Annotated in this window: 12 protein-coding genes; 1 reads left to right on the top strand and 11 read right to left on the bottom strand. The window is 66.7% G+C overall.

The features are described 5' to 3' along the window. Nucleotides 1-13: 13 nt before the first annotated feature. Together LO55_RS25255 and LO55_RS26845 are read right to left on the bottom strand one after the other, a co-directional pair. Nucleotides 14-298 (bottom strand): hypothetical protein, encoded by a 285-nt coding sequence (locus LO55_RS25255; protein WP_071363584.1) that lies wholly within the window; start codon nucleotides 296-298, stop codon nucleotides 14-16. After that, on the bottom strand, nucleotides 277-426 hold the full coding sequence (locus LO55_RS26845) for a hypothetical protein (protein WP_177185579.1): 150 nt from the start codon (nucleotides 424-426) through the stop codon (nucleotides 277-279). Before LO55_RS26845 ends, LO55_RS25255 begins: the two co-directional genes overlap by 22 nt. A gap of 305 nt (nucleotides 427-731) precedes the next feature. On the opposite strand from LO55_RS26845, the gene LO55_RS25260 reads away from it, so the two are divergent. Further along, nucleotides 732-1079 (top strand): hypothetical protein, encoded by a 348-nt coding sequence (locus LO55_RS25260; RefSeq protein WP_071363585.1) that lies wholly within the window; start codon nucleotides 732-734, stop codon nucleotides 1077-1079. Nucleotides 1080-1095: 16 nt separating this feature from the next. On the opposite strand, the gene LO55_RS25265 is transcribed toward LO55_RS25260, so the two are convergent. The 9 genes from LO55_RS25265 to LO55_RS25305 all read right to left on the bottom strand — a co-directional run bounded on the left by LO55_RS25265 (nucleotide 1096) and on the right by LO55_RS25305 (nucleotide 13233). Continuing rightward, the gene (locus LO55_RS25265) at nucleotides 1096-1686 is read right to left on the bottom strand and encodes an NF038129 family PEP-CTERM protein (RefSeq protein WP_071363586.1); all 591 of its coding nucleotides are present in this window, start codon (nucleotides 1684-1686) and stop codon (nucleotides 1096-1098) included. Nucleotides 1687-1697: 11 nt separating this feature from the next. Next, the gene (locus LO55_RS25270) at nucleotides 1698-4679 is read right to left on the bottom strand and encodes an ExeM/NucH family extracellular endonuclease (protein ID WP_071363587.1); all 2982 of its coding nucleotides are present in this window, start codon (nucleotides 4677-4679) and stop codon (nucleotides 1698-1700) included. Nucleotides 4680-4864: 185 nt separating this feature from the next. Further along, nucleotides 4865-5578, bottom strand: coding sequence for a PEP_CTERM-anchored TLD domain-containing protein (locus LO55_RS25275; RefSeq protein ID WP_071363588.1), 714 nt, complete (start codon nucleotides 5576-5578; stop codon nucleotides 4865-4867). A 53-nt stretch (nucleotides 5579-5631) separates the two neighbouring features. Then, nucleotides 5632-7050, bottom strand: a complete 1419-nt coding sequence (locus tag LO55_RS25280) for a mannose-1-phosphate guanylyltransferase/mannose-6-phosphate isomerase (RefSeq protein WP_005669198.1) — start codon at nucleotides 7048-7050, stop codon at nucleotides 5632-5634. After that, nucleotides 7047-8219 carry a nucleotidyltransferase family protein gene (locus tag LO55_RS25285; RefSeq protein ID WP_071363589.1) on the bottom strand — a complete coding sequence of 391 codons (1173 nt, stop codon included), beginning with the start codon at nucleotides 8217-8219 and terminating at the stop codon, nucleotides 7047-7049. The genes LO55_RS25280 and LO55_RS25285 overlap by 4 nt, the downstream gene beginning before the upstream one ends. 16 nt (nucleotides 8220-8235) lie before the next feature. Continuing rightward, the gene (galE, locus tag LO55_RS25290) at nucleotides 8236-9234 is read right to left on the bottom strand and encodes a UDP-glucose 4-epimerase GalE (RefSeq protein WP_071363590.1); all 999 of its coding nucleotides are present in this window, start codon (nucleotides 9232-9234) and stop codon (nucleotides 8236-8238) included. Between the two features lie 103 nt (nucleotides 9235-9337). After that, complete coding sequence (locus LO55_RS25295; RefSeq protein ID WP_071363591.1) at nucleotides 9338-10084, bottom strand: WecB/TagA/CpsF family glycosyltransferase; 747 nt, start codon at nucleotides 10082-10084, stop codon at nucleotides 9338-9340. A gap of 40 nt (nucleotides 10085-10124) precedes the next feature. After that, the gene (locus LO55_RS25300) at nucleotides 10125-12131 is read right to left on the bottom strand and encodes a heparinase II/III family protein (RefSeq protein ID WP_071363592.1); all 2007 of its coding nucleotides are present in this window, start codon (nucleotides 12129-12131) and stop codon (nucleotides 10125-10127) included. A 31-nt stretch (nucleotides 12132-12162) separates the two neighbouring features. Beyond that, nucleotides 12163-13233: a glycosyltransferase family 4 protein gene (locus tag LO55_RS25305; protein ID WP_229410235.1), complete on the bottom strand. Its 1071-nt coding sequence runs from the start codon at nucleotides 13231-13233 to the stop codon at nucleotides 12163-12165. Nucleotides 13234-13345 lie beyond the last annotated feature (112 nt).

Below are 13345 nucleotides of genomic sequence, written 5' to 3' on the forward strand. Positions count from 1 at the left end.
GGAACGGAAAGACTCAGGCTGCGGGCGAACCCAGCTGGCAGGCGCCGGCGACGCAGACGGCGCCCGGGTCGGGGCGATGGATGCAGATCGACATTTCGCCGGTGCGCTGGATCTCGGCCTGGCGCTCGGTCTTCGAACGCTCGGCCAGGGCCAGCAGCGCCTTTTCGTCGGTCTTCGCGGTCGAATACGGCAGGTATTCCTGCGGGCCGCCGCAAGCCAGCGCGCCGACCGGGAGCGAGCGGCATTGCGCGCTGTCGCTGCAGGTGGGCGTGCCGATCAGGCGCTTGATCTCGGACACGGTGGCGCCAGGCTGGAGCGCGACGACCGGGGGGCGCCGTCCTTCGCCGGCGGCTGGACCGGATCGTGGGCCTGGGTGGTGCAGGCGGCGCTGGCGCCGAACAGGAGGATGAGGATGAGTTTTTTCATGCCGCCATCTTCGCGCGCACGATACAGCTGGTCAAGCGGATCACCTTGACTGACTGTTACCAAATGTATCATCCAAATTTGTTGCGTGGCCCTTACGGAACAGCACAAGGCCCAAAGGCTTACCTCATAACACTTTAAGTTTCCGTGTGGATATATTTCTCATTTGCAGGCAAAAGACATGAACGTCGCGCATCCTGTTTTCATCAAATCCGAACTTGGGTGTTCGCAAATGTAAAAAATTGTGTGCAGGAAAAATTTACTGACTACAATAGATTCGTTAAAGACGAGCTTGTTCGAGTTCACACATGACCTTCCTGCGCACCATCCTCGCCCTCTCCCTGACGTCCGCCCTGGCTGCCTGCGGCGGCCAGTACGACCTCGACACGACCGTCCAGACCGCGTCGGCCAGCACGACCGCCAGTGCGCCCATCCTCGCGGGAACGCCGGAAACCGGCCCGAACGCGGTCCCGGCCCCGGCGCCGGGCGCCCCAGTTGTTGCCACCATCGCCACCATCGCCTCTGCGACAATGCCGGCGCCCGACTGCGCCGCCGAAGGCTGCGCCAGCCTGCGCATCATCGACGGCAATGCCGAAGCCTGGCGCATCGATGCGCAGCGCCGCGCCGCGCTCGAGGCCAGCCTGCCCCGATCCTGAGCGCGCGACGCCGGCGTCAGCGGCGCTGGCGCAGACGGCCCGTCGCGGCCAGCAACACCAGGCCGCTCGCGACCAGCAGCCAGGCGGCCGGCTCCGGCACCTCGGCCACGCTGGCGAAGGCGGCATCCACCAGTTGCAGCTCGACACTCTGGCCCGCGACCAGGTTCATCTCGAGCACATTGCCGGCAGCGCCCAGGTAATTGAGGGCGTCGTCGACGAAGGCGACGCTGAACAGGCTGCCATTGGCGCCCTCGCCCAGGTCGAACTCGACGTCAAAGCTGAACAGGCCGCCGAACGTGACCAGCTGGTCGAAGAAATTCCACTCCGGACCATTGCGCAACACGACGCCATTCACGACGTCGCCGCCGACGTCGCCCGACGTCATGCCGCCTTCCAGGAAGGCGCCGCTGAAGTTGCCGAGGCGGGCCACCGTCGGCGCCGCATCCAGCGGGCCGTTCAGGCCCAGGTCGAGGTAGCCGACGGTGCCGGCCAGGGCCGAGGTATCGAGCGAGACCCGGTACAACGGACCGGCCAGGGCCGCCGGGGCGCCGGCCGCGATCGACAGCACCAGCAAGACACGGAACAACAGGGATACGAGGTTCGACATGGTGTTTTCCTTTAAAACGCGCCGGAGACCAGCTGCGGGGTATAAGTGAAGTTACGCTTGGCGCCATTGCTGAATGCGGTGGCGATGGTGACCGTGGCGCCCGGCGCGATGCCGGCCTGCGGCAGCGTGATGTAGGGCGCGCCCTCGTGGACGCCGGCCGGATTGTCGAGCGTGACGCCGGACGGCAGGCCCCGCAGCACCAGGTGCAGCGGACCGTTCAGGGTCTGGCCGCTGGTATTGGTGATGGTGACGTTGCCGGTGGTCTTGCCCGTCGCCCGGTTGATGCTGAAGCCGCCGATGACGATCTTGCTGGACGCCGTGACGTCGGCATGGGAGCCGGCCAGGTTCAGGCTCACCACCAGCGGATCGTGGTCCGAGGCGCGCCAGGCGTTCTTGCGGTACGGGTCTTGCGCCGTATCGCCGAGGTTGTAGTCGATGGTTTCGGGCTCGTCGGCGTTGCTGTGCCATTCGGCCGCGCCCGCCACCTGCGGCGCCAGCGAGCCGCTTGCCAGCGCATGGTCGAGGTAGCCGGACAGGCCGTCGAACACATACGAATACGGCATGCCGTGCGGACGCACGAAGCGCTCGAGCAGGTTGACCATGCCGGCCTGCTGGGTCAGGTGATTGATCGGGCTCTCGAAGGCATACGCGTTCAGGTCGCCGATCACCAGCACGTCCGGGTCCCCGGCCGCCTTGACCACCTGCGGGATGAAATAGTCGCTCAGGCGCCGGGCCTGCTCGGTACGGGTGCGGTCCCAGCAGCCTTCGCCATTGCCCGGGTCGGTGTCCCCGGCGCCAGCGCCACTGCAACCGCCCTTCGATTTCAGGTGGTTCACGATCACCGAGAACGTGCCGCCGCCCTGCTTCGCCTTGAAGGCCTGGGCCATCGGCGGACGGTTGTTGATCTCGTGGCCGTCCGACAGCGCGCTGCCGGCCAGGCTCAGCTTGGCGGGCTTGTAGATCATCGCCACCCGGATCGCGTCGGTGCCCAGCGCCGCCGGCTTCGGCACCACCGCATAGGTGCCGGCCGCGGTGGCGGCATTCAGTTGCTCGACCAGGTAGCCGACCGCGACGTCGCCATTGTTCTGGATTTCCATCAAGCCCACCACGTCGGCATCGAGTTGGGCCAGCGAAGCGACGATCTTGTCGCGCTGGCGCACGAACTCGGCCGTGTTGTCGGCGCCGCGGCACTCTCCCGCCGAGGTGCGGTTGCCGATGGTGCAGCCCTGGCCGCTGCGGCCCCAAGCGTCGCGGCCGTCGGTGAAGGTGGTAAAGAAATTGAGCACGTTGGCGCTGGCCACCTTGATCGCGCCGGGCAAGGCCGGGGCCGGGGTGCGCTCGTTGGTGCGCGCGAAGGTCGGCGTGACGGTCGGCTGCAGCTTGAAGCCGGCGCCGCCGCCGCCCAGCGCGCCGTAGTCGACCACGCCGGTCAGGTCGTGCACGGTGTCGCCCACGCGCACGGTGCCGTCCTCCGCCAGGTAGGGGATGGTGGCCGGGGCCACGAAGATGCCGTCGTCCAGCACGATCTGGTTGCTCGCATGCTCGCGGGCGAGCGCAAGCGCCTCGGGCGAGCCGAGCGGATAACGGTTGGTCGGGTTCTCACGGCGGCCGTTGGCGAGGATCAGTTCGCCGCGGTCGCCGAGGTTGCGGTTGCCGTTGACGGTCAGCGGCGTGGTGAAACGCACCAGCATGCCTTCCACGTCGGCCAGGTTGGCGTTCGGCAGCGCGATATTGGTCGGCACGATGGCCGGGCCGGCGCCCAGCGACACGATGCTGCCGACATCCTTGAACTCGGTGTAGCTGCGGGTCGCGCCACTCGGCCGGTATTCCTCGACCGTGCCCGTCACGCGCACCAGGGTGCCGACCGGCAAGTCCGTGGTCTTGCCGTAGATGTACAGGCCATCCGACGTCGACGGATCGCCGTCGCCCTGCGGGTCCTGGATGAAGAAGCCGGCGCCGACCTTGGCGGTGATCACGCCCTGCGTGGTTTGCACGGTGCCGACATAGGCGCTGGTCGGGCCCGAACCCTGGATCGCCGGGATGCTCAACTGGCCGGCGACGTCGACGATGACGGTGCAGCGCTCGGTGTCGCCCTCGGTGTTGGCGAACTCGACCTGGACCGGATACCGGCCGCCGGCCAGCGTGTCGCCGATGAGCAGGCGCGCCGTCGCCGTGCCGCCGATGGCGTTCGCAGGCGCGAAGTCGGCGAGGCTGACGCCGGGCACGGCGCCGGCCACGATGGCGGCCCGCGTCACCATGCTGTCGGCGTCGACCGCCGACAGCTGCGCCGAGGACGCGCTGCCCTGGGCGACCTGGACCGCCGCCGGGCAGCTCGGGACGATCGGCTTGACGACCGGGCCGCCGCTGCCGTCGCAGGGCGCCAGCGGGGAACGGGTGCTGCGCGGACCGTCGACCGGGCCGGCGACGAAGTCGTCGCGGTTATTGTCGGTATCCTGACAGCCCTGGGCCAGGCGCGCGATCGCATTGACGGTCGACGGCGCCGGCGCGGCCGCGCCTTCGTAGCGGTTGGCGGTGCCGAAACCGACCAGGTCGACCAGGTTGGCGCCTTCCGGCGTGGACATTTGAGTGCGTCCATTGACCAACGCCACCTTGCCGGCGGCGCCCGCCATATCGAGGCCGTTATTGAAGTGATCGCCCTCGCCCACCGCATTCGGGCCACCGCCATTGCGGCCCAGCACCAGGAAATACTGGCCCGGCGCCAGGGTCACATCCGGCAAGACCGTGACCGAACCCCAGTTACTGCCGGTCGCCGACTGGTATTGCAGGCTCAGGCCGTCGAGCCGCACCGGGGCATCGCTGCGGTTGAACAGCTCCACGAAGTCGTGGCTCCACTGGCCGCCGGCGTTGTTCGATGCGCCATACAGCTGGCTGATGACCACGTCGCCAGGGGCGGCATGGGCGCTGGCGGCAAGGCCTGCCAGCAAGGTCGCCAGCAGCGTGCGCCGCGGTGCGAAGGATGCAAAAGTCGTCATGGGTTCCCCATTGGTTATCGCACAAGATGTGCCTGCTACATTCATTAGCAGAATGATAGTAAATGCGGAGATTGACAACATGATGACCAGAAATTAGCCACGGTGGATAATTTCTAGCTTAGCGGCACATCAACACACGAGGGTCGAGTTTCCGCAGGGAATCGGTAGAGAGCTTGGCGCGGGTATCAGCGGTGACGGCGGCGTGCGGTCCAGGCGGCCACCGCGAGGCCGCCGAGCAGCAGCGCATAGGCGGGCGGCTCGGGCACGAGCGAAATGGCGTAGGTTTCGAGCGCTTCGACCCGCCTGAATTGTCCGCCATAGGTGCCGTCGATGATGCTGCGGCCTTCGAAGGCGGGGTCGCCATAGCTCAGTTGCCAGGAAATGGAAGTGGTCAGCCGGTCGTCGACGAAGAGGTCGGGCCCGGCGCCGAAGGTGGGGCCGTGATCGGGCCAGTTATAGGTCTGGCGCGAGCCCTGGCTGGGCAGGATGTTATCGAGCAGCAGCTGGCGGTACACGGCCGGGTCGGTGTAGTTGAACAGGAAGGCGGTGCGTTGCCAGTCGCGCTCGGAAACGTGCCAGCCGGCCGTGGAAGACCAGCTACGCGGGTTGTAGCCGCCCACCACCCAGCTGTCGCCGGCGTCGTTGGCGACACGCATCAAGGTGAAATTGCTGCCGCGCCCGTCTGCAGCGGCATGGAAGTCGAGCGAGTCGTCGCCCGGCTGCCGCGTGTAGATGTTGTCGAGATAAAGGGGGCCGGCGCCGAGCCAGCGTTCGAGCTGGCCCTGCAGGCCGGGGTCGAGCAAGGGAGGTTCGTCTTGTGCCACAGCCGGCGATGCCGCCATGCCAATGGCTGCAACGAGGATGGCGGCCGCACCGCCCCGTGCCAGGATCTTGTTCATGCAACGTCAGACTGCACGTTGCTGGACAAGTTCCAGGCGCGCGGCCGGAGGACTCAGGCGCGCTTGTAGATGTCCTCGAAGCGGACGATGTCGTCCTCGCCCAGGTAGCTGCCCGACTGCACTTCGATGATGTGCAGCGGCAGTTTGCCCGGGTTTTCCAGACGGTGATTCATGCCGATCGGGATATAGGTCGATTCGTTCTCGGACAGCAGGCTGACGGTATCGCCGCAGGTGACGCGAGCGGTGCCCGACACCACGACCCAGTGCTCGGCGCGGTGGTGGTGCATCTGCAGCGAGAGCTTCTCGCCCGGCTTGACCGTGATGCGCTTGACCTGGAAACGGTCGCCCGCATCGATGCCCTCGTAGTGGCCCCATGGACGATAGACGCGGGTGTGGTGCAGGTGCTCGGTGCGCTCCTTGGAAGCCAGGTGTTCGACCACCTGCTTGACGCGCTGCACCTTGCTCTTGCAGGTGACCAGCACCGCGTCCTGGGTCTCGACCACGACCACGTCTTCCAGGCCCACCACCGCCACGATGCGGCTTTCGGCGCGCACCAGCGAATTCTTGACGCCGTCCAGGTAGACGTCGCCGCGCTGGGCGTTGCCGTTGGCATCCTTGGCCTGGGTTTCCCACAGCGCCGACCACGAACCGACGTCGTTCCAGCCGATATCGGCCGGCACCACGGCGGCGTCGCGGGTGTGTTCCATCACCGCGTAGTCGATCGAATCGGACGGGCAAGCCGAGAACGCGCTCTCGTCGAGGCGGCAGAAATCGAGGTCGCGGTAGGCCGCGTGCATGGCCTGGCTGGCGGCGCTGGCGATGGCCGGCGCGTGCTGCTCCAGCTCTTGCAGGTAGCGCGCGGCGGCGAACATGAACATGCCGCTGTTCCAGTAGTAGCTGCCCTCGGCCAGGAAGCCTTCGGCCGTGGCGGCGTCGGGCTTCTCGACGAAGCGCGCCACCTTGTAGCATTCGCCGCACTCGTCCACCTGCTCGCCGCGGCGGATGTAGCCGTAACCGGTTTCCGGCGCATTGGGCACGATGCCGAAGGTCGCCAGCGCGCCCTTGGCCACCAGGCGGGTGGCGCGGTCGACCGCTTCACGGAAGGCTTCGCCGTTCTGGATCACGTGGTCGGCCGGCAGCACCAGCATGACGGCCTCGGGGTCGATCGCCTGCAGGTGGTGGGCGGCGGCGGCCACGGCCGGCGCCGTGTTGCGGCCGACCGGCTCGAGCAGGATGCCCAGCGGCGTGATGCCCACTTCACGCAATTGCTCGGCCACCATGAAGCGGTGGTCATTGCCGCACACAACGAGCGGCGCCATCATCTCCGGCCAACCGGCCACGCGCAAGGCGGTTTCCTGCAGCATGGTCTTGTCGGCAACCAGCGGCAGCAACTGCTTCGGCAAAACCTTGCGCGACAGAGGCCACAGGCGGGTGCCGGCGCCGCCGGAAAGGATGACTGGATAGATCTTCATGCGCTGACTTTCTCTTTCTCTAACTCGTTGGTGTCGTGGTCCGCGACTTCCTTGCGCCGGGAGCGGCGACGGTCGCGTGCATTGAGCCATTCCTCCGAAGAATACTCGGAAGCGTGTTTCATTTCGCCTTTTCGGTCGACACTATATTCCTTAAAGACAATCATTTCATTCAATGTTACATCATGCAACACGCGGGTGTACTCGAACAGCACGCTGCGCACGATCTCGGCGCCTTCGCAGATATGGCTGCCGTGGCCGATCCAGGTCGGACCCACGATGCGGGCGCCGGCTTCCACTTTCACCCCGGAGCCGATGTAGACGGGACCCTCGATGGTCGTGCCTTCCCAGTCGATGCTGGTGTTCAGGCCCACCCAGACGCCTGGCTTGATCTGGATGCCGGGCACGTCCATATTGTTGACCTCGCCGGTGATCACCGACTGCAGCACTTCCCAGTAATCGCCCATGGTGCCGATGTCGAGCCAGTTGAACGGGCGGCCCTGGGCATAGAACGGCAGGCCGCGCTCGGCCAGCAGCGGGAACAGCTCGGAACCGATGTCGAACGGCACGCCCGACGGGATCAGGTCGATGACTTCTGGCTCGAAGATATAGATGCCGGTGGAAATGAAGTTGGACTTCGCCTCTTGCTGGCTCGGCTTTTCCTGGAATTCCAGGATGCGGCCCTGCTCGTCCGAGACCACCACGCCATACGACGAAACTTTGTCCCATGGCACTTCTTTGGTGATGACAGTGGCCATCGCGCCCTTGCGGCGGTGCTCCAGCAGCGCGGCCTTGAGATCGAGGTCGATCAGGGCGTCGCCGCACAGCACCACGGTGGTGTCGTCGAAGAAGCCGCCGAATTCCTGGATTTTCTTCATGCCACCGGCCGAGCCGATCGGTTCGGGGACGACTTCGCCGTCGTCCTTCGTATAGCCTTCGAAGGAGTAGCCGATCTGGACGCCGAACTGCTCGCCTTCGCCGAAATACTCTTCGATTTTTTCATGCAGCCAGCTGACGTTGACCATGATTTCGGACACGCCATTTTTCTTGAGGTGTTCGATCAGGTAAGCCATCACGGGTTTGCCCAGAATCGGGATCATGGGTTTTGGCAGGTCGTAGGTGAGCGGACGGACGCGTGTGCCTTTGCCTGCGGCGAGAATCATGGCTTTCATTAGACTATCCTTTGCATTATTTGGCTGTGGTTTGGTAGCGCCATACGTCAGCGCACATTTGAGCGACATCACGTTCGGCACTCCAGCCCAGCTCCTCGCGGGCCAGGGCCGGATCGGCGTAGCACTTGGCCACGTCGCCGGGACGGCGGTCGACGATCTGGTAGGCGACCGGACGCCCGCTGGCCGCTTCGAAGGCGCGCACCATTTCCAAGACACTATTGCCCCGGCCAGTGCCGAGGTTGTAGGTGACGATGCCCGCGCCCTTGTTCAGGCGATCCAGGGTCTTGACGTGGCCGATGGCGAGATCCACCACGTGGATGTAGTCGCGCAGGCCGGTGCCGTCCGGGGTATCGTAGTCGCCGCCGAACACCGACAGCTTGTCGCGCTGGCCGTTGGCGACCTGGGCGATGTAGGGGACGAGGTTGTTCGGGATGCCGCTCGGCTCTTCGCCGATCAGGCCGCTTTCATGGGCGCCGACCGGATTGAAATAGCGCAGCAGTGCGATGCGCCAGTCGGGCTCGGCCTTTGCCAGGTCGCGCAGGATGTCTTCGATCATCAGTTTGCTGCGGCCATACGGGTTGGTGGCCGACAGCGGGAAATCCTCGCGGATCGGCACCGACGCCGGATCGCCGTACACGGTGGCCGAGGACGAGAACACCAGCGATTTACAGCCGAACTTGGCCATGGTCTCGAACAGCACCACGCTGCCGTTGACGTTGTTGTCGTAATAGCGCAGCGGCTGCGCCACCGATTCACCGACCGCCTTCAGGCCGGCGAAGTGGATCACCGCCTCGGGCTTGTGCTCGGCGAACGCGGCCTCCATGGCCGAGCGGTCGCGGATGTCGGCCTGGACAAAGGCGAACGGCTTGCCGGTGATGCGCCGGACGCGCTCGCAGACCGACTGCTGAGCGTTCGACAGGTTGTCGACCACGACCACGTCGTGACCGGCGTTCTGCAGTTCGACGACAGTATGCGACCCGATATAGCCCACACCGCCAGTAACCAGAATCTTCATGTCTTTCGCTCTCTGTTAATAAATAATCTGATGCCCCATGGACCGGTTGCGGCCCTTTGTTCTTGTCGGCGCAGCGACGTGCTGCTGCGCCGTGATCCCAGTTTTAGTCGTTTGTTCTGGCCGCTTCCTTGATCAGGAGCCAGAGAAACGCCATGTCGTCGATAAAGTAACGCCGAAACATCCGGCGCGGTTCCTGCAGGAATCGGAAGAACCACTCGAGCCCGGCCATCTGCATCCAGGCCGGCGCCCGCTTGACCCGGCCGATCGCCACGTCGAAGCTCCCACCTACACCCATCGCGAACGGTATCCGCATCTCGGCCTGGTACAGACCGAGAAACTGTTCTTTCTTGGGCGAGGAAATCGCCACGAACAGCAGGTCGGCCCGGCTCTCGCGCACCTGGCGCACCACCTGCGCTTCGGCGCCCTCGCCCTGCCAGTAGCCGTCATGCACGCCGGCCAGCACCAGGCCAGGATAGCGCCGGGCATAGGTCGCGGCCACCTCGCGCACCACGTCGGCGCGCGCACCCAGCAGGAACACCCGCCAGCCTCTCTGCGCCGCGCGCCGCATCAGGGCCTCGAACAGGTCGATGCCGGCGACCCTTTCCTTGAGCGGCTTGCCCAGCAGGCGCGAGGCCCACACCACCGGCATGCCGTCCACATTCACCAGGTCGCATTCATTGATGATGCGGCGCAGGTCCTCGTCGCGGCTGGCCTTGACCAGCTTGTCGACATTGACCACCACATGCTGGTGTGGCCGCCCGCTGCGCACGAAACCCTCGACCCGCTCCAGGGTCTCTTCCATTGAAACATTATCTATATTACAACCAAACAACGTGACGCGCTCGTTCATGCGTGCCTCCGGTCCGGTGCGTGACGTTTCCTGATGTTAATTATTTATCATCGATAAAGGTGATTGTAAACCTGCATTCGATGGGAACGGCGGACGATACGGTCGTGATACGCAGCACTTCGCACGGCGTTTTCGATTCATAGGCGGCCGAATACCAGCCCAGCGGCGGATTCTCGGCGCCGCGCACCAGCTCGAGATGCAGGTCTTCGCCGCTGGCCTGCATCTGCAGCACGAAACGCTTGCCGCGCACCGACAGGCCGTGGCTGGTCAGGCGCACGTCCAGGCCGGGTGCGAAGTGCCAGAAGGCCTCGACCTTGTGGTGCTTCCTTGCGGCGACCTCGTCGCGCACGGTCAGGGTATTGCTGGCGCCGTCGAAGCGCACGCTGCGCAGGTGCAGCACCGGGTCCGGCAGGCGCGCATAGCCGTCGTGCGAACCGCGGAAGTCGAATTCCTGGGGCGAGGCCGGCATGCGCTCGATGCTGGCGCGCGCCTTGCGCAGCCACATGAAGCGCCCGCCCGACGCCGACTGGTCGAGGCCGTCGACGCGCACGGTGTTGTGGCTCGAGGTGCCGCGGAAGTAATCGCGCCATTTCTGGTCTTGCCAGTACGAGTAGGTGCCGGAATCGACCAGGCAGGCTTCGCCCGCCACCGACAGGCTCAGGGCCAGCGCATCGGCGTGCCCATGGGCGGCGATGCCGAGATAGCCCAGCGGGCCGCAGTCGAGCACGCCCTTGATCTCGTTGGCCTCGCCGAAGTGGTTGCCGAACAGCAGGTAACCGCCGTCGGGGAAGGACCATCCGGACTCGACCTCGTGCGGATCGCAGTCGGGCCGCCCGCCCGGCAGCGCGTGCAGCAGCCAGCGCACGCCCGGGTGGTGGTCGGGCTGGCCGCCGAACACGGTGTCGCCCAGCGCCAGCAGTTGCGCGGCGCGGTCCGGGCCCGGCCGCCCGGTGCCGGCGTGCAGGCGGAACACGCAGCCGTCGTCGGCATCGCCGACCATCGGCAGGCCGCCCTCGACGTCGCGCACCGAGCGCAGGAAGCGCAGCGCGCGCTGCAGCACGGTCCAGTAGGCGCGCGAGAAGGGGCGGCTGCGCGCCTGACCGCGCGCCTGGCCGTGCGCCTGGCCCAGCAGTCCGGCCACGAACAGGCATTCGCAGGAAAACATATGATAGGCAAACGCCTGCTCGCGGTTGACGCCGTCGCGCGAGAACTGGGCCTGGGCCTCGTGCTCCAGTTCGCGATGCGCCTGGGCTTCCCAGTCCCTCGATTCCTTCCAGCACGGCCAGGTGACGGCGCCGGCGTACAGGCCGGCCATTTCGGCGATCAGGTGGTTGTTGGCCGAGGAATGGCGCGACGGGTGGCGCGCAATGGTGCGGCAGTGGGCGTGGATGCTGTCCAGCCAGTCGGCACGCAGGCGTTGCCCGCCATCGCCCTCGAACAGGGCGCTGTGTTCGCCGCCCACCAGCTGCCAGATCAGGCTCCAGTTGACGAGGCGGATGCCGAGTTCCATCGAGCTGGTCCAGTTGGGTCCCGTGAGCGGCGGACAGGCTTCGAACCAGCTGCGCAGGTTGTGCGCCAGCGCGTCCAGCCAGCGCGCCTCGCCCGTCAGGGCCCAGGCCTGGGCCAGCGTCACCAGGTGCAGGTGGCGGTTCAGTTCCCACACGTGCTTGATGTCGCCCACCAGTTCGCGGTCGCCGATGGCGATGTCGCCGCGGTACAGCGGCGGCGCGACGACGCCGGTCTCGGGATCGCGGTTCCAGGCGGTCGGCACGCCGACGTCGAAGCGGCGTTCGGCGAACAGCACCACGTGGCCCGCCTCGATACGCTCGGCGTCGAGCAGCAGCGCCTCGACCTCGGTCCGCGCCAACGCCGGCGCGCCGCGCACGCCCAGGCTCAGGGTGCGCGGCAGCGGCGGCGGCGCGGCGCGGCCGACCGAGCGGCGCGCCAGGCGGATCGTCGCCGCCTGGCGCAGCCGGTAAGCCAGTTCCGGCACCGACATGCAGCGCAGCCGGTTGACCAGCCACGCCATGCGTACTGTTGCGTTCATCGATTTTCCCTCACCGTTTTTTCATCGCCCCTCATTGCGCGCTTATCGCGTTCTCTTCAAGCAATTGCGCGTACAGCGCGGACAGTCTGGCGCACACCACGCCGGCCGCGTAGTGTCGCTCGACGGCGGCGCGCGCCGCGCACGCCAGCCGCGCGCGCAATCGTGCGTCGTCCAGCAGGCGTCCGATGGCGCAGGCCAGCGCCGCCGCGTCGCGCGGCGCGACCAGCAGGCCGCGCGCGCCGTCGGCCAGCGCTTCGGGGATGCCGCCGACCCGGGTGGCCACCACCGGCGCCCCCGCCGCCATCGCCTCGAGCACCGACATCGGCAAGCCTTCGGCATGGGACGGCAGGCAGAACAGCCAGGCGCGCGCCAGCTGCGCATCGCGCGCGGCGGCGTCCAGCCAGCCCGGCGTCTCGACCCGGTTGGCGACGCCGAGTTCGGCGGCGCGGCGCCGCACCCAGTCCAGGTCGCCGCTGCCGCCCAGCACCAGATGCAGCCCCGGGTGGCGCGCGGCCAGGGCGGCGCAGGCTTGCAGCAGCTCGTCCACGCCCTTGGCCGGGTCGAGGCGGCCCAGGAACAGGATGCGGCCGGCTTCGGCCTGTCCAGGCGCCGCCGGCGCCGTCAGGCGCACCGGATTGGCAAGCACCTCGACCCGCGCGCGCGGCGCGCATTCGCGCACGCAGGCGGCCCAGGCGGGCGACAGCGCGATCACGCGCGAGCTTGCCTCCAGGGTGTGCCGGATCCAGCGCCGCAGCAACGGCCCGGCCTCCACCAGCGCGTAGTGCCGAAAGCCGCCGCCATGCAGGTGGAACACGGTGCGCGCGCCGCCCCTGCGCGCCATGAGCAGCACCAGCGACTTGCGCAGGAAACTGGCATGCGATCCGGCGTGTACATGGACGATGCCAGGCTTGCGCCCGGCGCCGAGGCAGGCCTGCCCGGTGCGCCACAGGCCGCGCAGTGCGCTGCCGAGTTTATGCAGGCGGCGGCCCTCGGCGTGGGTCGCGACATAGGCGATGCGCTCACGCTCGAACAGGCCGTCGATGCGCAGCACCTCGACCATGCTTGCGATGCCTCCCCTGCCCCCCAGCGCGGTTCCAACCATCAACACGCGAGGGGACGCCGCGTTCATGCAGGCGCCCTTGAGAAATGTGTCGCAATCCTGATCATGGGGTTCATGCACTTATGAAAGGGACAATATTTACGATCATACATGG

It is taken from the genome of Massilia timonae (assembly GCF_001866515.1).
GTDB classification, from domain to species: domain Bacteria; phylum Pseudomonadota; class Gammaproteobacteria; order Burkholderiales; family Burkholderiaceae_D; genus Telluria; species Telluria timonae.

What these genes read in the sequence shown, in the direction of transcription:
- LO55_RS25285 (WP_071363589.1), bottom strand. Translation starts at nt 8,219, where the DNA reads ATGAAAGCCATGATTCTCGCCGCAGGCAAAGGCACACGCGTCCGTCCG.
- galE (WP_071363590.1), bottom strand. Translation starts at nt 9,234, where the DNA reads ATGAAGATTCTGGTTACTGGCGGTGTGGGCTATATCGGGTCGCATACT.
- LO55_RS25300 (WP_071363592.1), bottom strand. Translation starts at nt 12,131, where the DNA reads ATGAACGCAACAGTACGCATGGCGTGGCTGGTCAACCGGCTGCGCTGC.
- LO55_RS25305 (WP_229410235.1), bottom strand. Translation starts at nt 13,233, where the DNA reads ATGGTTGGAACCGCGCTGGGGGGCAGGGGAGGCATCGCAAGCATGGTC.
- LO55_RS25270 (WP_071363587.1), bottom strand. Translation starts at nt 4,679, where the DNA reads ATGACGACTTTTGCATCCTTCGCACCGCGGCGCACGCTGCTGGCGACC.
- LO55_RS26845 (WP_177185579.1), bottom strand. Translation starts at nt 426, where the DNA reads ATGAAAAAACTCATCCTCATCCTCCTGTTCGGCGCCAGCGCCGCCTGC.
- LO55_RS25265 (WP_071363586.1), bottom strand. Translation starts at nt 1,686, where the DNA reads ATGTCGAACCTCGTATCCCTGTTGTTCCGTGTCTTGCTGGTGCTGTCG.
- LO55_RS25260 (WP_071363585.1), top strand. Translation starts at nt 732, where the DNA reads ATGACCTTCCTGCGCACCATCCTCGCCCTCTCCCTGACGTCCGCCCTG.
- LO55_RS25280 (WP_005669198.1), bottom strand. Translation starts at nt 7,050, where the DNA reads ATGAAGATCTATCCAGTCATCCTTTCCGGCGGCGCCGGCACCCGCCTG.
- LO55_RS25275 (WP_071363588.1), bottom strand. Translation starts at nt 5,578, where the DNA reads ATGAACAAGATCCTGGCACGGGGCGGTGCGGCCGCCATCCTCGTTGCA.
- LO55_RS25295 (WP_071363591.1), bottom strand. Translation starts at nt 10,084, where the DNA reads ATGAACGAGCGCGTCACGTTGTTTGGTTGTAATATAGATAATGTTTCA.